General features: G+C 56.2%; 19 protein-coding genes and 1 riboswitch. Of the genes, 4 read left to right on the top strand and 15 right to left on the bottom strand.

Features of this window, described 5'->3' with window-relative positions; all coding sequences use genetic code 11:
* Positions 1 to 177: 177 nt before the first annotated feature.
* Both purU and QZ725_RS04255 read right to left on the bottom strand, forming a co-directional pair.
* Complete coding sequence (gene purU / locus QZ725_RS04250) at positions 178 to 1,044, bottom strand: formyltetrahydrofolate deformylase (protein WP_293776631.1); 867 nt, start codon at positions 1,042 to 1,044, stop codon at positions 178 to 180.
* 154 nt (positions 1,045 to 1,198) lie between these two features.
* Positions 1,199 to 1,744: a polymer-forming cytoskeletal protein gene (locus tag QZ725_RS04255; RefSeq protein ID WP_293776548.1), complete on the bottom strand. Its 546-nt coding sequence runs from the start codon at positions 1,742 to 1,744 to the stop codon at positions 1,199 to 1,201.
* Positions 1,745 to 2,169: 425 nt separating this feature from the next.
* On the opposite strand from QZ725_RS04255, the gene QZ725_RS04260 reads away from it, so the two are divergent.
* Both QZ725_RS04260 and QZ725_RS04265 read left to right on the top strand, forming a co-directional pair.
* The gene (locus QZ725_RS04260; protein WP_293776550.1) at positions 2,170 to 3,252 is read left to right on the top strand and encodes a YjgN family protein; all 1,083 of its coding nucleotides are present in this window, start codon (positions 2,170 to 2,172) and stop codon (positions 3,250 to 3,252) included.
* 7 nt (positions 3,253 to 3,259) lie between these two features.
* Positions 3,260 to 4,243, top strand: a complete 984-nt coding sequence (locus QZ725_RS04265; RefSeq protein ID WP_366773672.1) for a M48 family metallopeptidase — start codon at positions 3,260 to 3,262, stop codon at positions 4,241 to 4,243.
* Positions 4,244 to 4,321: 78 nt separating this feature from the next.
* Here the strand turns inward: QZ725_RS04265 and QZ725_RS04270 are convergent, their stop codons facing one another.
* The 8 genes from QZ725_RS04270 to glyA form a co-directional block, all read right to left on the bottom strand.
* Positions 4,322 to 4,897: an elongation factor P gene (locus QZ725_RS04270; protein ID WP_293776553.1), complete on the bottom strand. Its 576-nt coding sequence runs from the start codon at positions 4,895 to 4,897 to the stop codon at positions 4,322 to 4,324.
* A 104-nt stretch (positions 4,898 to 5,001) separates the two neighbouring features.
* The gene (gene earP, locus QZ725_RS04275; RefSeq protein ID WP_293776556.1) at positions 5,002 to 6,180 is read right to left on the bottom strand and encodes an elongation factor P maturation arginine rhamnosyltransferase EarP; all 1,179 of its coding nucleotides are present in this window, start codon (positions 6,178 to 6,180) and stop codon (positions 5,002 to 5,004) included.
* A gap of 121 nt (positions 6,181 to 6,301) precedes the next feature.
* The gene (locus QZ725_RS04280; protein WP_293776558.1) at positions 6,302 to 7,855 is read right to left on the bottom strand and encodes a DHA2 family efflux MFS transporter permease subunit; all 1,554 of its coding nucleotides are present in this window, start codon (positions 7,853 to 7,855) and stop codon (positions 6,302 to 6,304) included.
* A 2-nt stretch (positions 7,856 to 7,857) separates the two neighbouring features.
* On the bottom strand, positions 7,858 to 9,105 hold the full coding sequence (locus tag QZ725_RS04285) for an HlyD family efflux transporter periplasmic adaptor subunit (protein ID WP_293776560.1): 1,248 nt from the start codon (positions 9,103 to 9,105) through the stop codon (positions 7,858 to 7,860).
* Positions 9,102 to 10,625: an efflux transporter outer membrane subunit gene (locus QZ725_RS04290; protein ID WP_293776563.1), complete on the bottom strand. Its 1,524-nt coding sequence runs from the start codon at positions 10,623 to 10,625 to the stop codon at positions 9,102 to 9,104. The genes QZ725_RS04285 and QZ725_RS04290 overlap by 4 nt, the downstream gene beginning before the upstream one ends.
* Positions 10,626 to 10,645: 20 nt before the next feature.
* Positions 10,646 to 11,146: a MarR family transcriptional regulator gene (locus QZ725_RS04295; protein WP_293776566.1), complete on the bottom strand. Its 501-nt coding sequence runs from the start codon at positions 11,144 to 11,146 to the stop codon at positions 10,646 to 10,648.
* 356 nt (positions 11,147 to 11,502) lie between these two features.
* Complete coding sequence (gene nrdR / locus QZ725_RS04300) at positions 11,503 to 11,979, bottom strand: transcriptional regulator NrdR (RefSeq protein WP_293776569.1); 477 nt, start codon at positions 11,977 to 11,979, stop codon at positions 11,503 to 11,505.
* 134 nt (positions 11,980 to 12,113) lie between these two features.
* Positions 12,114 to 13,358, bottom strand: a complete 1,245-nt coding sequence (gene glyA, locus QZ725_RS04305) for a serine hydroxymethyltransferase (RefSeq protein WP_293776572.1) — start codon at positions 13,356 to 13,358, stop codon at positions 12,114 to 12,116.
* 149 nt (positions 13,359 to 13,507) lie between these two features.
* Positions 13,508 to 13,627, bottom strand: a riboswitch (ZMP/ZTP riboswitch).
* Positions 13,628 to 13,728: 101 nt separating this feature from the next.
* Between glyA and xth the strand changes: the two genes are divergently transcribed.
* Positions 13,729 to 14,493 (top strand): exodeoxyribonuclease III, encoded by a 765-nt coding sequence (gene xth / locus QZ725_RS04310; RefSeq protein WP_293776575.1) that lies wholly within the window; start codon positions 13,729 to 13,731, stop codon positions 14,491 to 14,493.
* A gap of 77 nt (positions 14,494 to 14,570) precedes the next feature.
* On the opposite strand, the gene QZ725_RS04315 is transcribed toward xth, so the two are convergent.
* From QZ725_RS04315 to QZ725_RS04335, 5 genes are all read right to left on the bottom strand, one after another.
* Entirely contained in the window at positions 14,571 to 15,551 is a 981-nt protein-coding gene (locus QZ725_RS04315) for a tripartite tricarboxylate transporter substrate binding protein (protein WP_293776578.1), read from the bottom strand.
* A 182-nt stretch (positions 15,552 to 15,733) separates the two neighbouring features.
* On the bottom strand, positions 15,734 to 16,066 hold the full coding sequence (locus QZ725_RS04320) for a DUF6572 domain-containing protein (protein WP_293776581.1): 333 nt from the start codon (positions 16,064 to 16,066) through the stop codon (positions 15,734 to 15,736).
* Between the two features lie 55 nt (positions 16,067 to 16,121).
* The gene (locus tag QZ725_RS04325) at positions 16,122 to 16,376 is read right to left on the bottom strand and encodes a hypothetical protein (protein WP_293776584.1); all 255 of its coding nucleotides are present in this window, start codon (positions 16,374 to 16,376) and stop codon (positions 16,122 to 16,124) included.
* Between the two features lie 25 nt (positions 16,377 to 16,401).
* On the bottom strand, positions 16,402 to 17,052 hold the full coding sequence (locus QZ725_RS04330; RefSeq protein WP_293776587.1) for a class I SAM-dependent methyltransferase: 651 nt from the start codon (positions 17,050 to 17,052) through the stop codon (positions 16,402 to 16,404).
* 57 nt (positions 17,053 to 17,109) lie between these two features.
* Entirely contained in the window at positions 17,110 to 18,051 is a 942-nt protein-coding gene (locus QZ725_RS04335; RefSeq protein ID WP_293776589.1) for a CysB family HTH-type transcriptional regulator, read from the bottom strand.
* 156 nt (positions 18,052 to 18,207) lie between these two features.
* On the opposite strand from QZ725_RS04335, the gene QZ725_RS04340 reads away from it, so the two are divergent.
* Positions 18,208 to 18,981: a sulfite exporter TauE/SafE family protein gene (locus tag QZ725_RS04340; protein WP_293776591.1), complete on the top strand. Its 774-nt coding sequence runs from the start codon at positions 18,208 to 18,210 to the stop codon at positions 18,979 to 18,981.

Raw genomic sequence — 18,981 nt, forward strand, 5'->3', positions numbered from 1 at the left:
TAACCGCGATCGCCTTTCTTTTGCCTACTTTCTTTGGCGAAGCAAAGAAAGTAGGTAGCCGCCGGGCTACCCCCGGCAAGCCTGTCCGAAGAACCGACATCATCAGCCTCAAACAAACGAAGCAAGCAAAAAAATGCCGCTCATCCAAGCGGCATTTTTACGCACACAAAAACAACTTCACTTAAATACCACCGTCCTGTTTCCATTCAACAGAATGCGATGCTCGACGAAATATTTAACCGCCCTTGCCAGCACCACACATTCGACATCGCGCCCGATCGCGGTAAAGGTTGCCGGATCCATTGCATGATCAACGCGCGCCACGTCCTGTTCGATGATCGGCCCTTCATCCAGATCGCCAGTGACGAAGTGAGCCGTTGCACCGATCAGTTTGACGCCGCGATCATGCGCCTGATAGTAAGGCTTGGCACCCTTGAAGCTGGGCAGGAAGGAGTGATGGATATTGATCGCCCGGCCTTCGAGCGCCTTGCACATTTCGGGCGAGAGAATCTGCATGTAGCGCGCCAACACGACGAGATCGATGTCGGCACTTTCAATGATTTCCAGCACACGCTCTTCCTGCGTGCGCTTGACGGCATCCGACGCCCCGGTTGCGAGCGGCAGATGATGGAAAGGAATGTTGTAGCTGGCGGCGAGCTGATAGAAATCAGTATGGTTGGAGACAATCGCCGGAATCTCGACCGGCAGCAAGCCGCTGCGATAACGGAATAGCAAATCGTTCAGGCAATGCCCGATCTTCGACACCATCAATAACAGGCGCGGCTTGCGATGTGCATCGAACAACTGCCACGTCATTTGCAACGCATCAGCCAGTTCGGCAAATCCATGCCGCAATCCGTCACCATCGATTGAGCCGTCGCCCGAAAAATGCACGCGCATGAAAAAGCGCTGTGACGAAGGATCGCCGAATTGCGCAGAATCGAGAATGTTGCAGCCGTGATCGGCCAGATAACCGGATACGCGCTGCACAATGCCGCGCTGGTCGAGGCAGGAGAGATTGAGGATGTATTGCGGTTGCATGATGGACCTTGAGGAGGTCGCCCGCCAACCGGGCGAGACAAGGCATTCTCGCACAGCGATCCCTACAGCTTGCTTACATGGCAAGCGGAAACGACAAAGACGGGTAGCGTACTCGGACGCTACCCGAAGTGGGCAGAACGGCTAAAACCGCTCTACTTCAAACGCTCTTCGCGACAGCCGCCATTTTCGGTGGCGACGAAGCGGCACCGGTACCGACCTGCACGTCACCGGCCAGTTGGCCGCCCTCTTCGATGACTACATTGCCGTAGCGGATCTTGCCCGACACCTTGCCGGTGGCGTAGATCACGAGCTTCTGACGCACAGTCAAGTCGCCATCGAATTCGCCATGAATCTCGGCAATGTCGATACCGGCCGAGCCCTTGAACGAGCCGTCCTTGGCAATCTGGATCACGCGCGAATCCATGGTTGCCTCGACGAAGCCTTCGACCACCAGCGTATCGCAATCGGTGATCTCTACACCCTTGAGCTTGATGTTCGGACCGACGATCAGTTTGCTGCCGACTTCGTTCGTGCTCGGAGCCTGTTGCTGATTACCGCTGTTGAGGGAATTGTTCATGGCGCCCTTGTTGAATGCGTTATTGGTATTGGCTGTATTGGAAAGTACCGAGGAATTGGTGGTGCTCAGCGGAGGATTGGGGGTGTTGTTGTCACGTTTGCCAAAAAGCGTGTCGGAACGAAGCATGGAATCTCCTGGGAATAATTGTCGCAATGACGTTTGGTACGGTTTCGGTACGCTCACAGCATGAAACTGTGCATCGCGTTGTAACGACGTTGCGGGCCTACTGTTTTCACTCGGCAATGCAGATATTCAATGCTCAACAGAAATGTTGAAATATTGCATTTTTTACATCAAACAAAGCCTTGCGTCTTTGTGCGTTACCGCACATAAAAGTTCGGCGTTGTTACATTTTTTATGACAGTTTTTTGATTGCTTTCCAGAGCGAAACGACATTGCCCCAAGCACCGGCAAACACATTCCGTTTTTCATTTCCACACATCAAATTTCCGTACTCTTCTCTGGCTGATTTTCCTGCGCTGCAACTTGACAGGCACCATGACAGCGCGCGATGCTGCTGCCCACATAACAAAAACTTCAGGGGGTAACCAATGCACGAGCTGCAATCCACACGGGCTGTCATTCATGATGCCGACGATGCGCCGCAGCGCTTTTCCTTCCATGGAACGGGCAGCGAATATTTCCGCATCTGGATCGTGAATCTGCTGCTGTCCATCGTCACGCTGGGCATCTATTCAGCCTGGGCCAAAGTTCGTCGGACCAAATACTTCTACGGCAGCACACGCGTTGCAGGTGCATCGTTCGAATATCACGGCAACCCGGTGGCGATCCTGAAAGGTCGCATCGTGGCATTCGTGCTCATCGTGATTTACAACATCTCGATGGAAACATCGGGTCTCATGGGCCTGCTGATGATTGCCGCCGTCATGGCAGTCGCGCCGTGGCTGATCTGGAAAAGCCTGCAGTTCAAGCTCTACAACTCCAGCTATCGCGGCATTCGTTTCGGCCTGCGCGGATCCATGGGTGCCGCCTATCGCGTGTATCTGCTGTGGCCACTGCTGACGTTTTTCACGCTCTTTCTGGCCGCACCTTTTGCGCACCAGCGCATGAAGCAGTTCCAGCACGACGAAAGCCGCTTCGGCGCCACGCATTTCTCTTTTCACGCAACCGTTGGGCAGTTTTATCGTGCCTATCTGCTGGTGTTCGCCATCTGGCTGGCGGGCATTATTGCCATCTCGGTATTTCTCGGAGGGGGTCTCATCGCCTTTTTCATGGGCTTGCGTGAAGGTGGCGAACCCAATGCCGCAACCTTGACGGCCTTCTTTTCATTCCTGCTGGCGCTCTACGCATGGATGTTTCTGCTGTTTCCGATCTTTGTCACGCTCGTGCAAAACCTGATCTGGAATAACACGCGTCTTGGTGAACATCGCTTCACCTGCGACATGAAATGGCCACGCATGGTATTCATTACCGCGACCAATATCCTCGGCATCATCTGCACGCTGGGGCTGTTCATTCCATTTGCGAAGATTCGCATGCTGCGATATCGCGTGGAATCCATGACGCTGCTACCGGACGGCAATCTCGATGCCTTCGTCGCCGATGCCCAAGCACAAGCGTCAGCGACTGGTGAAGGCATGGCTGATTTGCTCGACTTCGATCTTTCTCTTTGAGATGGCAATGCAGGGCATTTATTACGATGGCAAGACGTCGCGTGCGCATCGCGTCACGCTGGAAGTGATCGACGATACGCTTTCCCTCCACGGCGACGTGATGCGCCAATGTCCGTTGAATGACCTGCGCGTATCTGAACGCACGCGCCATGCACCGCGCAAGGTGACCTTTCCCGATGAGGCGTATGTCGAAATCGAGGATGCGCAGGCGTTCGAAGCCTTGCTGGCGCAAACCGGCTTTGCCGATTCCGTTGTCGTGCGCGCCCAGCAAAGCTGGCGTGGCACGTTGATGGCTCTCGCCCTGACTGCCTTTGTCTTGGTAACCGGTTATCTATACGGCTTACCACTGGCGGCAGACATCGTCTCGCGCGCCTTGCCGGAACGCATCGAACGCTCAATCGGCCAAGGCATGCTGGGTCTTCTGGACCAGCGCATCCTCGCGCCCAGCCGGCTGCCTGACGCACGGCAATCGGCACTGCGCGAACGCTTCGCCGCCATGACGCCACCGCGCGACGGCGCACCGCAATACACGCTGGTATTTCGGGCGAGTCGCATCGGCCCCAATGCCTTCGCCCTGCCTTCCGGCGAAATCGTGATGACGGATGAACTAGTGCAATTGCTGGATAACGATCAGCAGGTGCTCAGTGTTCTGGCACATGAACTTGGTCATCTGCATGAGCGTCACCTGATGCGACGACTGATTCAAAGTTCGGCCGTCGGTGCCGTCGTCACCATGCTGTTCGGCGATGCCTCTGCCGTCGTTGCCAACATCCCCACCTTGCTGATGGACATGCATTATTCGCGCGAAGCCGAGCGCGAAGCAGATGATTATGCGATCGCCATGCTGAAAGCCAATGGCATACCGCTTTCGCAGATGGCTGCCGGTTTCGAAAAACTGCAACAGCAGCTCGGTGACGACAAGGAAACATCGTATTTCGCTTCACATCCTTCAACGTCGGAACGCATTGCTCGCATTCTGAAAGCGCAATAAAACGTCGACTCCCAAATCATATGGGCGAAAAAAAAACGCTGCCCGAAGGCAGCGTTTTTCGTTTGTGGCAACCGTGAATCAGTTACGCACGATTTTCTTGTATTCGTTGGTACGCGTATCGATCTCGATGATGTCGCCCTGATCAACGAACAAAGGCACCTGCACGGTGTGCTGGTTGGCTTCGATGGCGTTTTCGATCTTGGCTTCTTTCAGAACGTTACCCGAGGTATTGCCCTTGACGGCTGGTTCCGAGTAGACGACCTGGCGTGCGATCGTGGTTGGCAGTTCGACCGAAATGGCTTTGCCGTCGTAGAACACGGCTTCGCACTCCATACCGTCTTTCAGGTAGTTGATGGCATCGCCGAGGTTTTCGGCTTCGATTTCGAACTGGTTGTACTCTTCATCCATGAAGACGAACAGCGGATCGGCAAAGTACGAATAAGTGACTGGCTTCTTGTCGAGCACCACCACGTCGAACTTGTCGTCACCACGGAAAACGTTTTCCAGCGGGCTGTTGGTCAGCAGGTTTTTCATCTTCCACTTGTAGGTGAAGCCTGTGCGGCTCGAACCGTTGACGTCGGAACGCAGGACGATGAATGGTTTGGCGTCCACCATGATGATGTTGCCAACACGAACTTCTTTTGCGAATTTCATAGGGATTCAGCTAATTTAAGAGGGTTGCATGAAGGTTATCTGCCGGCCCGCGGTCAACAGCGCCCTTCATGTTCGAGCGAAAGCGGTTGCAGACTAACCGCGCATTATACCGGCTTTTTACCCTGCTCCGCGCGCAAATCGGCAGCAAAACGCAACAGGTTGCACGATAAGTCCCCATTTGCCAGCATGCTTTCCTGCCAACGATCCGCCTGGTCGGCAATTTCCGGCAATTGGTTTTGCAAGGCAGTCCAGCATGCGACAGGGTCTGCTTCGAGCGCGCCATTCCAGTACAGCGAAAATTGCGCAAGTGACGGAAAGGCAGACGCATAACGTTGCAGGAAGGCGCGCAACTTGACGTGGTGCAGATTTTCATCCTGCGGATAGATGTGCCAGACGAAAGGCCGCGCCGCCCACTGCGCCCGCACGAACGAATCCTCGCCACGTACAAAATTCAGATCGCAGGCCCATAACAATCGATCGTAATCGGGTTGCGGCACAAACGGCAGCACCTTGACCGTTAGCGCACCGTGCGTGGCACTGGCACCCGCAATCGGTGGCTGCTGCAGAAAAGCCTGCACGGCTTCGACGGCCACGCCTTCCGGAACAAGGCACGTCACAGCCTGTGTCGCTGCCTGCCAAAGCGCAAACAGTGAACGTACAGGCGCATGCGGATAACAGAACAGCGATATCTTGAATGCGGCACTTTGCTCCGGCGTCAAGCCCAGCCTCTGCAGAAACGCCTGCTGTGTTGCCCGATCCGCCTGAAATGCTTGTCGTTGCGCATGCAAGCCTGCTTCGCACAACAAGCCACCGGTTTTCGCGGTAAAACCGGGAAAGAAAAAATGCTTGGTCAATGGCAGACGCGGATGCATGGATGGCAGACGATGACAGCCTTCGACCCACTCTTCCGCCGTCAACCCTTCCAGATTCAACCAGACAGGCTTGATCGGACGCGTTGCCATTGCCTCGATATAGCCGGGGGGAATATCGCAGGCAAAGAATTCGATGACGATGTCGGCAATCTCCGCAGGTGCGAATGTGCCGGCCTGATCACGCCAGTGACGTACCGTGACGCCAGCGATGCATTGCACATCCGCTTCGCATTGCACTTCAGGACAGATGCGCTGGAAACTGCGCAGATCATCAACCCAAAGCGTGACCGCTACGCCGTGTTCATGCTGCAACTGGCGCGCCAGACGCCAGCAAATGCCGATGTCACCATAGTTATCGACGACTTTGCAAAACAAGGCCAGCGTTATCGGAGAAGAGTAGGACAATGCCATAAAGTCAGGATTCGGAAACGCACAATTCGTATACGCGCAGCTTGCGGTGATCCATCAAGCGAAACCCGCATGATAGATCACACTGCCTGCATTCACTGCACGCCAGCATGCGTATGACGCTCTAGTGCGCGCCACCGGCATCCACAGGGGCAGCAGCTTTGCTGCGTTTGGTCAGCCAGATAAAGCCGATCAGCACGAGGAACATGATCGAAGATAACCAGAACAGATCGGTTGCACCGAGCGTACTGGCCTGTACCGTCATCGACCGATCGATCACCGCCCATGCCGCCTGTTCTGACATGCCCTGCGCCATCAGGCCATTCACGGCTTGCGTGAATGCCGGATTGTGCGGCGCCATGTGCTCGGCCAGTTGCGCATTATGCAGGATGGAACGGTTGTCCCACATGGTCGACATGACCGAAGTGCCGATGCCACCGAACATGATGCGCACGAAATTGGACAAGCCTGCCGCGGCCGGAATCTTGTCCGGCGACAACCCCGACAGGATGATCGACGTCAGTGGAATGAAGAACATCGCCATCGATGCGCCCTGAATGATGGTTGGAATCATCAGCGTCATCATGTCCACATCCTGCGTGAATTGCGCACGCATGTGAAAGACCAACGCAAACGTCAGGAAGGCTGTCGTTGCGACCCAGCGCGCATCGATCTTGGGCAACAGCTTGCCGACCACCGGCGACAGCAGGATTGCGAAGATCCCGACCGGCGCCATCACTTTGCCAGCTTCGGTCGCCGTGTAGCCAAGCTGTGTCTGCAACCACAAGGGCAAAATTACCAGGCTGCCGAAGAACAGGCCGTAGGCCACCGAAATAGCGATTACGCCTGCGCTGAAGTTGCGCCCCTTGAACAGCGACAGATCAACAACCGGATGTTTTTCGCCGATTTCCCAGATCAGGAAGAAGACGAAAGCGATCACGGCAACTGCCGTCAGCAGCACGATCTCGCCCGAATGGAACCAGTCGAGCTCCTTGCCCTTGTCCAGCATCAACTGCAGCGAACCGACCCACACCACCAGCAGCGCCAGACCGACCTTGTCGATTGGCAGCTTGCGTGTTGCGGATTCGCGCGAGCGATAGATGGAGAGCGTCGCCCAGGCCGCAAACAGACCGATCGGAATATTGATGTAGAAAATCCACGGCCAGGTGTAATTGTCGGAAATCCAGCCGCCTAGCAACGGCCCCATGATGGGCGCCACCAGCGTGGTCATGCCCCAGAACGCCAGCGCCATACCACTTTTTTCGGGCGGATAGCTCGACAGCAGCAAGGCTTGCGACAGCGGAATCATCGGCCCGGCGACCGCACCTTGCAAGATACGCGCAGCGATGAGGATTTCAATGCTGGGCGCAAGACCGCACAGCGCCGATGCAAGCACGAACAGGATAATGGACGTGATGAACAACCGCACCTGACCAAAGCGTTGCGTGAGCCAGCCCGTAAGCGGTACCGAAATGGCATTCGATACCGCGAACGAGGTAATGACCCACGTACCCTGCTGCGGCGAAACGCCGAGATCGCCGGAGATCGCGGGAATCGAGACATTGGCAATCGACGAATCGAGCACGTTCATGAACACCGCCAGCGACAGGGCCAGCGTGCCGAACACGAGCGGCATGCCGCTCAGCGGTGCCAATGCGGGACGCGATGGATTACTCATGATCAGTGCGCCGATTTCCCTGCCTGCGCCCCCGTGTTGGCAGCAATGATCTGTGCCACGCGTGCTTCGGCCTCATTCCCCGCCGTGTCGAATACATCGGTGGCATATGCCGGATTGTCACGCGCCGGCGCAGCCGCCGTCAGCGATGTCCCTTCGTCATTGGCGATATCGACCTTCACCTGCATCGACAGACCAACACGCAATGGATGCGCCTCAAGATCCTTGGGATCGAGCGAGATCCGCACCGGAATACGCTGCACGACCTTGATCCAGTTGCCGCTCGCGTTCTGCGTCGGCAACAGCGCAAACGCAGCGCCGGTGCCGGCCGACAAACCAACGACCTTGCCGTGATATTCGACCTTGCTGCCGTAGACATCGGATTCCAGCGTCACAGGCTGACCAACGCGCATTCTCGCAACCTGCACCTCCTTGAAATTGGCATCCACCCACAAGGCATGCAGCGGCACGATGGACAGCAAAGGCGCGCCAGGTGCCACGCGCTGACCTATCTGCACAGAACGCTTGGCGACATAGCCCGTCACAGGTGCAGGCAAGGTGGTACGCGCATAGTTCAGATATGCCGCCTGCACCTGCGCCGCTGCGCGTTGCACGTTCGGATGCTTGGCGACCGAAGTCTGCTCGGTCAGCACCTGGTTGGAAGCCAGTTGCTCACGTGCCGCCTGCAATGCGGATTCGGCACTCTGCAATGCCGTGCGTGCATGTGCGAGTTCTTCCTTGGAAACCGCACCGGTGCCGTCCAGTTCCTGACGACGGGCCAGATCGGCACGTGCGCGTTCCAGATCAGCGGTACGTGCCGTCACGGTTGCATTGAGCGCACCGTTATTGACGAACAGCGTGCGCACTTCACGCACGGTTTGCGCCAGTTGCGCCTCGGCCTGTTCGAGTGCCACCTTGGCATCGCTGCGATCGAGTTCGATCAGCGGCTTTCCGGCCTGTATCAGTTCGGTATCGTCGGCATGGATCGCGATCACGGTGCCGCCAACCTGTGGCGTCACCTGCACGACATTGCCGGCGACATAGGCGTCGTCGGTGTCTTCGAAATGACGCGCGTAGATCGCCCACCAGATGCCATAACCGATCAGCAATAGCAGAATCAGTGCGCTTGCGACAATCAGACGACGCTTGCGTTTGCCATTGGCCGCCGCGCCATTTTCCGCAGTGTCGACCTGGGCATTAGTCTGATCGGCGTCAGGCGAAGATTGGGAAGTTTCGTTTGCATTCGTGTTCATGATGCGTTTCTCGCAGAAGTGGAGCTTGTCGAAGTGTCGGTTGATGCAGGTATAGATGGCGTGGTCGCGCTAGTCGACGCGCCGTTCAGCGGCTCGGTAGTTAGATTGGCGGCTTGTGCATCGAAGCCACCACCCAAGGCCTTGATCAGCGTGATGTGCAAATCGCTACGACGCGCCAGCGAATCCAGATCGCTACGCTGTTGCTGCAGCAAACCCAGCTTGGCGATCAGCACGGGCAGCATGTTGCTGGTACCAACGCGTTCGCGCTCTTCGGCCAGTTTTAAACCGGCTTGTGCTGCCTGCGTACCCAGTTGCTGCTGAAGATTCTGCTGCTCCGCAGCACGCAGCGACTGCACCTGATCGGCCACATCGTGCAACGCATCGACCAGCGCCTGGTTATACGTCGCCACCATGGCGTCGTACGAAGCCGTCTGCTGCTTCAGATTGCCACGCAGCGCATTGCTCGAAAGGATGGGCAAGGTGATTGCCGGGCCGATGCCAGCCACGCGGCTACCGCTTTCCAGCAGATTGCCGAGTCCCAGACTCGAAAAACCGGCGAATGCCGCAAGGTTGATGTTCGGATAAAACGCTGCCTTGCTGGCGTCAATCGTGCCCTCGGCCGCTTCCACGCGCCAGCGAGCTGCCACCAGATCGGGGCGACGTCCCAGTAGCGCCAGCGGCAACGCATCCGGCAAGGCGACTACCGTCGCCGCCGGCAATTCCGGTCTGGCGATCTGCAGTCCACGATCCGGTCCCTGCCCCAACAGCGCAGCGAGCTGATGACGCGTCAGGGCAATGCCCTCGTCCAGCGAGGATTGCTGCGCGCGCAGGAAAGCCAGCGCCTGTTCGACTTGTTGGCCGCGCGATTCATCCTCAAGGCCGGCGCGCACCCGCAGTGCCGACAATTTCTGAATCTGCTGCGCCACTTCCACCTGCTGCTGATTCAGATCGCGCTGTGCATATTGATGGCCCAATTGCACCCAGGCACGTGCCACCGCAGTGGATAGAATCAGCCGCGCATTGTATTCCTCGGCCTGGGCAGCCTTGTCCTGCGAAATGGCACTGCGGAATTCAGCAGCATGACGCCCCCAGAAATCCAGATCATAGGAAAAATTCAGCGTCAGGCTGTTATCCGATTGCCAGGTACCGGCCAACGGTGCTGGCACCAAACCATTCTCGGTGTAGCGCTGGTACGTGCCCTGCAAACCGGCACTACCCTTGATTTCGCCATTGGCACGCGCCACTTGTGCCGCCGCCTTGGCTGCTGCCACACGCGCAGCAGCGACTTGCAGATTGGGATTGCCGGCCAGCGCCTCGTCCACCAGCGCCTGCAAAGGTTCGCCGCCAATCTGTTTCGCCCATGCCGCATCCGGCCACTGACCGTGCTGATCCGGCAAGGACTGGCTGGCCTGCATGCTCTCGGTCGAACGCATGGTCGCCGTGGGCGCGATGCCCTTGTAGCTTGCGCACGAAGCCAGTAGTACGGTTGCGCAACTTGCCGTCACAACGGCACGTGCCATTTTCATCGTCCAGTTCATGATCACATCTCGCTTTCCGATGCCGCGCCGGTCTGGTCTGCGGGCAATACGTCTGTGTCGAGCAGCTTGCGCAGCAAATGCTTGAGCGTATCGACCTCGTCCTTGGAGAAGGACGCAAAATATTTCACCAGCACTTCGTTATAGAGTGGCCGCAATTGCTCAGCCAAAGCTGCACCAGCCTCGCTCAATTGCAGATTGAAAACACGACGATCGGTTGCGCTGGGCATGCGCACGATCAATGCACGCTTTTCAAGTCGATCCAGCATGCGCGTCATGGAAGCCGAATCAATGAACAGGTCGCGTACCAGGTCGGCCGCCGTGGCATAACGTCCGGTCGACAGCATCATCAGTACACTGCCCTGCGCCTGCGTAATGTCGTGCCTGACAGTCAGTTCCGCATCGATCGCCTTGGCCAATTTGGTACGGCAGCGCGCCAGCAGATAGCCGACACTCTCTTCAAGACACCACGTGCCGGAAGGAAACATTTTTTGCAAATCACTCATTTTCCTGGCTCATCAATATTTTCATAATGAATTACTGCATAGGCAGCAATATAGCAGGCTTTATTTGTTTGTACAGGGGTAATCAAGAAAAGTGTCATGACGCCCAAAAGGCTGTGAAGAAGCCGCCAAGGAAGCGTGAAAGACACATCAAAAATGCACAAATATTGACAAAATTACATTCTCCTGCCATCTATTCGAATACAGGCAATGGAAGTAATTTTCTTGCTGGTGGATACAGGTATGGCCTGCCTTCGCCTTCCCTCTGCACACCGAGTGCAACGGCAAAATACAGGCGACAAATGAAAACGGCATGCCTGCTGGCATGCCGTAAAAAGAATGACGTTTCCGGAAAAACATCAGGAACGTGATTTGCCACCTTTGCGCTCGCGGCCGATTTCTGCAATCGCATCCTGGAATTCGGCCACATCCTCGAAACTCTTGTAAACCGAAGCAAAGCGGATGTAGGCAATCTTGTCGAGCTTTTGCAATTCATGCATCACAAGTTCGCCAATCTGCCCCGAGACGACTTCGCGTTGTCCGCTCGACAGCAGCTTCTGCTCAATGCGCCGGATCGCTGCATCGAGTGCTTCTGCCGAAACCGGGCGTTTGCGCAAGGCGAGTTGCAGGCTGCCCTGCAATTTTTTTTGATCGTATTCGGTGCGGCTGCCATTCTTCTTGACGATGGTCGGCATCGTCAGTTCGACACGTTCATAGGTGGTAAAACGCTTGTCACACGCCACGCAGCGGCGGCGGCGGCGAATGCTGTCGCCCTCCTCCGAAATGCGCGTATCGAGGACCTGGGTATCGTCAGACTGGCAAAAAGGGCATCTCATCTGCGTTGCATTCGCAAGTTGTTGAATACATGCCCAAAAGCCACGGGCATGACATCTATTTATTCGAATGGCCTTACCCGTTTATCGGGCAAGGCCATTCTGCTTCATCAAACGACTGCTTCCGAATCAGCGATTCAGCCGTAGACCGGGAATGCATCGGTCAATTTCTTGACCTCTGCCTTTACGCGCTCGATGGTCGCCGCGTCGTGCGGATTATCGAGTACATCGGCAATCAAATCGCCAACCTTGGCCGCCTCGGCTTCCTTGAAACCGCGCGTCGTCATCGCCGGACTGCCCAGACGAATGCCCGACGTCACAAATGGCTTCTCAGGATCATTCGGAATCGCATTCTTGTTGCAGGTGATGTGCGCCGAACCGAGGATCGCTTCCGCATCCTTGCCGGTAATCTTCTTGGCACGCAGATCGACCAGCATCACATGCGATTCGGTACGGTTCGAGACGATGCGCAAACCGCGTGCGATCAACGCCTTGGCCAGTGCATCCGCATTCTTCACCACTTGCTGCTGATAGGTCTTGAACTCAGGCTGCAATGCCTCGTTGAATGCCGTCGCCTTGCCAGCGATCACGTGCATCAACGGGCCACCTTGCAAGCCTGGGAAGATCGCCGAGTTGATGATCTTTTCATGCTCTGCCTTCATCAGGATGAAGCCACCACGCGGACCACGCAGCGATTTGTGGGTGGTCGAGGTAACGAAATCGGCATGCGGTACCGGATTCGGATATTCACCTGCAGCGATCAGGCCGGCGTAATGCGCCATATCGACCATGAAATAGGCACCGATTTCCTTGGCGACCTTGGCAAAGCGTTCGAAGTCGATGCGCAGCGCGTAGGCCGATGCGCCAGCGATAATCAGCTTCGGCTTGTGCTCGCGTGCCAGACGCTCCATCTGTTCGTAATCGAGCTCTTCCTTGTCGTTAAGACCATAGGAAACTACGTTGAACCACTTGCCCGACATGTTCAAGGCCATGCCATGCGTCAGATGACCGCCTTCCGCCAGCGACATGCCCATGATGGTGTCGCCCGGTTTCAGCACAGCCAGAAAGACACCCTGATTCGCTTGCGAACCCGAATTCGGCTGCACGTTGGCAGCATCGGCGCCATACAGTTTCTTCAGGCGATCGATCGCCAGTTGCTCGACGATATCCACATACTCGCAACCGCCGTAATAACGCTTGCCCGGATAGCCTTCGGCGTACTTGTTCGTCAACTGCGAACCCTGCGCCTCCATGACGGCCGGCGAAGTGTAATTCTCCGAAGCGATCAGTTCGATATGGTCTTGCTGGCGGGTGTTTTCCTTCTGGATGGCCGACCACAGATCAGGATCGGTTTTGGCGAGAGTCTGGTCTTTCGAAAACATGCATCACTCCAATCGTTCAAAAAGGTATGGACATGGGCGCTTCTCAGCCCATCGGCAACGCGGTCGATGCCGGCACAACAACATCAAAAAACGAGTGGGAAAAAGGTGCCGTATAAAATGCGCAGGCAGCCTCGATCCCTGTTTCCATTCGGGGCTACCCAGGCGCACGGCAAAGAATCTCGCGCTTCACGGTGGATAAACCCACCTTGGGACCCAATCGACACAAGAAGCGCGAAGATGAGCCGAATTCGCCAGTCACGCGAGACGGAAATGGTGCAAAGATTCTACGTGATGGCCGAAGTTTGGGCAAGCTGCACCGAATATGCTCAGCGCGCATACAATAGCCCCCTTTCCCTACTGCAGTCTTACGATGAAACTCGCCACCTGGAACGTCAATTCGCTGAAAGTCCGCCTGCCCCATGTCCTTAAATGGCTGGAGGAGAACCCGGTCGATATCCTCTGTTTGCAGGAACTCAAAACGATAGACGAAAAATTTCCGCTCGCCGAGATCGAGGCGGCCGGTTATCACGCGGTGTTTTCCGGCCAAAAGACGTATAACGGGGTAGCCATCCTGTCGCGCCATCCGATGACCGACATCGTCAAGAACAACCCGCTGTTTCCGGATGAGCATCAACGCATCATTGCAGCCACCATCGAAGGCATGCGCATCATCTGCGTCTACATTCCGAACGGGCAGTCGCTGGATTCGGACAAGTTCGTCTACAAGATGAACTGGCTGAAATCGCTGCACGCGTGGGTGCGATCGGAAATAGCGCGCTACCCGCAACTGGCGATTCTGGGCGACTACAACATTGCGCCCGAAGACCGCGATGTGCACGACCCTGCTGCATGGGTCGGCATGACGCACGTTTCCGAGCCGGAGCGCAATGCTTTCCACGATCTGCTGGCACTGGACATGAAGGATGCTTTCCGCATGTTTGAACAGCCGGAGAAATTATTCAGTTGGTGGGATTATCGCCAGATGGGCTTCCGCCGCAATGCGGGACTGCGCATCGATCATATTCTGCTGACGCAGCCATTGGCCGAACGCTGCAACGAGTGCGTGATCGACAAGGTGCCGCGCAAGTGGGAGCAGCCGTCCGATCATGCGCCGGTGATCGCCACGCTGACTTGAAGAACATGCAACCTAACAACAAACAAAAACGCCCGTGATCAACACGGGCGTTTTTCATGGAATGGCAGCAGTGAAAATCAATCGACCGTCGCGCCACTTTCCTTCACGACCTTCGACCACTTGACGGACTCTTCCTTGACGAACTTGGCAAAGTTCTCAGGCGTGTCGCCAACGTAATCCGAACCCGTATCGGCCAGAATCTTCTGGAATTCAGGCTGCTTCATGATTTTCTGGGTTTCGACGTTGATTTTTTCAACGATTGCTTTTGGCGTACCGTGTGGCGCGAAGAAACCATACCAGGCGTACGACACGACAGCAGGCAGACCCGACTCTGCAAAGGTCGGTACATCAGGCAGCAGCGGCGAACGCTTGTCGCTCGATACGGCAATGACCTTCACCTTGCCACTCTTGATGTGCGGCATGATGGCAATCATGCTGTCGAACATGACAGGGACATGGCCGCCAAGCAGATCGGAAATGGCCGGTGCCGAACCCTTGTAAGGTACGTGCGTCATTTCCAGCTTAGTCACGCTGCGGAACAGTTCACCCGTCATGTGCTGTGGCGTACCCGAACCAGCCGAAGCGTAGGAGAACTGGCCTTTCTGCGCCTTGATGTAAGCCATCAGCTCTTTCAGGTTGTTGGCAGGCACCGAAGGATGTGCGACCAGCACCAGCGGCACGCGCAGCAGGTTGGTGATTGGTACCAGATCCTTGGATGGATCGAACGGCATTTTCTTGTACAGGCTTGGGTTGATCACGATCGGTGCGCTCGACGTAATCAGCAGCGTATTGCCATCAGCTGGCGCACGCGCCACGGCCGCGCTACCGATGTTGCCGCCGCCGCCGCCGCGGTTATCGATGACGAACGGTTGCTTGAGATCTTCCGTCAGGCGCTTGGCGATCGGACGTGCCGCGATATCCGATGGGCCGCCCGGTGGCCACGGGACGACGATCGTCACGGTGGAATTGGGCCACGATTGTGCGAATGCACTGGCCGACAGGGTAGCTGCGGCAAACATGCCCAGCAGGAATTTACCGCCTCGCGATAACTGTCTCATTTTGACTCCTCTTTATACAAATGAACCGCAACGGATCGGCATCCATCAGGACGCCATGCAGCAATCAATCCCGTTGCCCCGGCAGCAAGGATACCCGAGATGCCGGCATTCCGACATGTTTCATTACATCGCAATACGACCATGTGAAGAACAAGCACCTCGGCGTGATGCCCTGCCGTGAATCAGCGAGTATCGACCTCGACATAGGCAGAGCCAAGTGGCCCATGACGCAAGCCATAACCCGCGTCTTCCAGAACAGTCTGTGCCTGCTCCAAAAAACGAAAGGTTGCCTGGTCCGGCTGATAGATCGAACGCAGATCGATCACGCATTCCCGTCCGCGCGCACCGGGATGCGCCAAATAAAGCTCGCCACTTTCAATCCACTGCAGGCAGGCATTGATTCTTTCCTGCGTGGCGAACAGCTGCGTGTCATTCCACTCTTCGCAGATCAGCAGCGTCAGAATGCAGGCATCGCTGGTCGCATCAAGGCTGATGCTGTCGAATGGCTGATGCATTTGGAGAGTGACTGGCGTGGGTCAGAAAGCTGGGCAATGTGAAAAACATCGGTGCCTACTTCTTTTTGACCAACTGCTTTTCAAACGCAATATCGGATTTGGTTTGCCGGCGCACCACCTGCGGCCCCAGCGTTTTGACGAACGCCACGAATTCGTCGAGCGGCAGGCGTTCGCCTACCGCGACCGGCTGTCCGCTTGATCGGTCCAGCAATTGAAACGTTTCATCAGCATTGCGCACGAGGGCGTAATCTTCGTTGCCGGTTCTTTCCTTGAGTCGCTCGATGGCAGCGGCTGCCTTGGTCGATCGCATGCTCAGTCTCCTTCCAATGCTGCCATTAACGGAAACGTCCGGTCAGCATCCAGTAATGATCATAGCGATGAATGCGCATGTCCTTCAGCAAGGGCGAAAACCGTTTGCGCAGCGTACTGTAAGTAAGATAGTTCTTGATGATCTCGTAACGTTCGCCCGATGGCACGGCGTGGATCTGGTAGGTATTGCCTTCGGCATCAGTGCGCGCAATCACGGTCTGTCCTTCCAAAAAGGAATTGTCGACCAGCACCAGCAAGCCATCCTTGCCGACGATATTGCGCCAACGGCCAATCACCTCGACCTGATCCTGGCGACGTACGTGCGACCACCAGAAGCCTGCAAAGCACGCGGAGAAATCGCCGGATACCTGCGGATCGTTGGCATCGGCAACAGCAAATTCCACAACGTCTTCCGGCAATTCGCGCGTCTTCGCTACATCCAGCAAGGCCGGATTGATATCGGTCGCCAGCACATAATCCGCCACGTCGGCCAGCTCATCGGTCCAGTAACCGTCGCCGCAAGCGAGCTCCAGCACGCGCTGCCCGCTCAACTGCGTATGCAGCATTTCCATGATTTCATCGAGCGCATCCATGCCATCCGGATTCTCGATGTCTTCCTCGTCGTAATTGCCGCGCTGCACATAATAGGCAGCCATATCCGTTAATACATTACTCATTCTCTGTTCCATTCAAGCCGCCCTTGCCGGTCGGCAGTGATTGCCGTGCTGCAGGCATCACAGTTCGTACATATCCTTTTCGCCACTCAGCAACTGCTCAACCAGCTTGCGGTTCAGTGTGGGCGTTAGCAGTTCGATGAAGGTGTAGACATAGCCACGCAGATAGGCGCCCTGCTTCAGCGCCAGACGCGAGACATTGGTGCCGAACAGGTGTCCTGCCGGAATCGCACGCAGATTGCGGTCGCGTTCGGGATCGAAAGCCATGCCGGCGATGATGCCAACACCCAGGCCAAGTTCGACGTATGTCTTGATCACATCCGCATCGATCGCCTCCAGCAACACATCGGGCTTGATGTTGCGCAGGTTGAAGGCATGATCGATCTTGCCACGGCCGGTAAAGGCACTGTCATAGGTAATCAGCGGGAATTCGGCCAACTCTTCGAGTGTGACCGAACGCGATTTCAGCAACGGATGATCGACCGGCGCCACAATCTGGTGTTCCCACTGATAACAAGGCATGGAAATCAGGCCATCGATATTGGCGATGGATTCGGTCGCAATTGCCAGATCGGCCTGATCCATCAAGACCATATCGGCAACCTGCTTCGGATTGCCTTGCAACAAAGACAACCTTACCTTCGGGAATTTTTGCGTGAACGCCTGCACGACCTTCGGCAAGGCATAGCGCGCCTGCGTATGCGTTGTGGCAATGGTAAAACTGCCACTGTCGTGCGCGGCAAACTCGTTGCCGATGCGTTTCAACCCATCGATTTCCTGCATGATGACTTCGACCGACTTCAGCACGGCGCGCCCCGGCTCGGTCAGGCCGCGGATCCGCTTGCCGTGGCGCGAAAAGATATCCACGCCCAGCTCTTCCTCCAGCTCGATAATGGCCTTGGAAACGCCGGGCTGCGAAGTAAAAAGGGCTTTCGCCGCCTCGGTGAGGTTGAAATTTTGCCGGACAGCCTCGCGCACGAAGCGAAGTTGATGGAGATTCACGTTTCCTCCCTGGCAAGCCGCAAGGCGGCGATGGGCATGCTATTCATCATTTTTCGTTTTTACTTATATCAAAAAAGAATATAAGCAAATAATCAGGAAGTAGTTTGGCATAAGGCGCAAGTTTATTACTATTCACCCTCCTTTGCGTGGGGTCTTATGTCTGTTACTTATATGGTGTCGGGTTTTGCTGTCGGTTTGCTGGTCGGTTTGACCGGTGTCGGCGGCGGCTCACTCATGACGCCTTTGCTTACCTTGCTATTCGGCATTCACCCCACGGTTGCCGTCGGTACCGATCTCGCTTTCGCCTCTGTCACCAAGGTTGCGGGGACATTTGCACATCGCTACAAGGGCAATGTGCACTGGGATATCGTGCGCCTGCTGTGCATCGGTGCCTTGCCTGCCGCCGTCGTGACCACGCTGGTGCTCAAGTACGTGGGCGGCCTGAGCGACGAAATCGGCCATATCATCCGCTATTCGATCGCTGGCTCTGTCATGCTGACCGTGATCGCGCTGATCTTCCGTAAACACATCCAGAACTGGGTGAACGCGCATCCCGAACGTCAGTTGCACGGCAGGAAACTGGCTGCCGCGACGATTATTTCCGGGGTAATTCTAGGGACTTTGGTTACAATCTCGTCTATTGGCGCCGGAGCAATTGGCGCCACCATTCTGGTATTGCTGTATCCCCGCCTGTCGCCGGCCGAGATTGCCGGCACCGACATCGCCTATGCCGTGCCGCTGACCGCCATTGCCGCGCTCGGCCACTGGTGGCTTGGATCGATCAACTGGGAATTGCTGGCAACCCTGCTGCTGGGCTCCGTGCCGGGCATCACGATTGGTTCGCTGCTTTCGCGTGCGATACCGGAAAAAGTGCTGCGCGCGTTGCTGGCCGTCGTGCTGACAACCGTTGCTGTCAAGTTAGTTCATTGA

The organism is uncultured Oxalicibacterium sp. (assembly GCF_913776015.1).
Classification (GTDB): Bacteria; Pseudomonadota; Gammaproteobacteria; order Burkholderiales; family Burkholderiaceae_D; genus Oxalicibacterium.

Bases quoted from the DNA above. Each gene is read 5' to 3' on its own strand.
- QZ725_RS04255 (WP_293776548.1), bottom strand. From the start codon at position 1,744: ATGCTTCGTTCCGACACGCTTTTTGGCAAACGTGACAACAACACCCCC.
- QZ725_RS04260 (WP_293776550.1), top strand. From the start codon at position 2,170: ATGCACGAGCTGCAATCCACACGGGCTGTCATTCATGATGCCGACGAT.
- QZ725_RS04265 (WP_366773672.1), top strand. From the start codon at position 3,260: ATGCAGGGCATTTATTACGATGGCAAGACGTCGCGTGCGCATCGCGTC.
- QZ725_RS04270 (WP_293776553.1), bottom strand. From the start codon at position 4,897: ATGAAATTCGCAAAAGAAGTTCGTGTTGGCAACATCATCATGGTGGAC.
- earP (WP_293776556.1), bottom strand. From the start codon at position 6,180: ATGGCATTGTCCTACTCTTCTCCGATAACGCTGGCCTTGTTTTGCAAA.
- QZ725_RS04280 (WP_293776558.1), bottom strand. From the start codon at position 7,855: ATGAGTAATCCATCGCGTCCCGCATTGGCACCGCTGAGCGGCATGCCG.
- QZ725_RS04285 (WP_293776560.1), bottom strand. From the start codon at position 9,105: ATGAACACGAATGCAAACGAAACTTCCCAATCTTCGCCTGACGCCGAT.
- QZ725_RS04290 (WP_293776563.1), bottom strand. From the start codon at position 10,625: ATGGCACGTGCCGTTGTGACGGCAAGTTGCGCAACCGTACTACTGGCT.
- QZ725_RS04295 (WP_293776566.1), bottom strand. From the start codon at position 11,146: ATGAGTGATTTGCAAAAAATGTTTCCTTCCGGCACGTGGTGTCTTGAA.
- nrdR (WP_293776569.1), bottom strand. From the start codon at position 11,979: ATGAGATGCCCTTTTTGCCAGTCTGACGATACCCAGGTCCTCGATACG.
- glyA (WP_293776572.1), bottom strand. From the start codon at position 13,358: ATGTTTTCGAAAGACCAGACTCTCGCCAAAACCGATCCTGATCTGTGG.
- xth (WP_293776575.1), top strand. From the start codon at position 13,729: ATGAAACTCGCCACCTGGAACGTCAATTCGCTGAAAGTCCGCCTGCCC.
- QZ725_RS04315 (WP_293776578.1), bottom strand. From the start codon at position 15,551: ATGAGACAGTTATCGCGAGGCGGTAAATTCCTGCTGGGCATGTTTGCC.
- QZ725_RS04320 (WP_293776581.1), bottom strand. From the start codon at position 16,066: ATGCATCAGCCATTCGACAGCATCAGCCTTGATGCGACCAGCGATGCC.
- QZ725_RS04325 (WP_293776584.1), bottom strand. From the start codon at position 16,376: ATGCGATCGACCAAGGCAGCCGCTGCCATCGAGCGACTCAAGGAAAGA.
- QZ725_RS04330 (WP_293776587.1), bottom strand. From the start codon at position 17,052: ATGAGTAATGTATTAACGGATATGGCTGCCTATTATGTGCAGCGCGGC.
- QZ725_RS04340 (WP_293776591.1), top strand. From the start codon at position 18,208: ATGTCTGTTACTTATATGGTGTCGGGTTTTGCTGTCGGTTTGCTGGTC.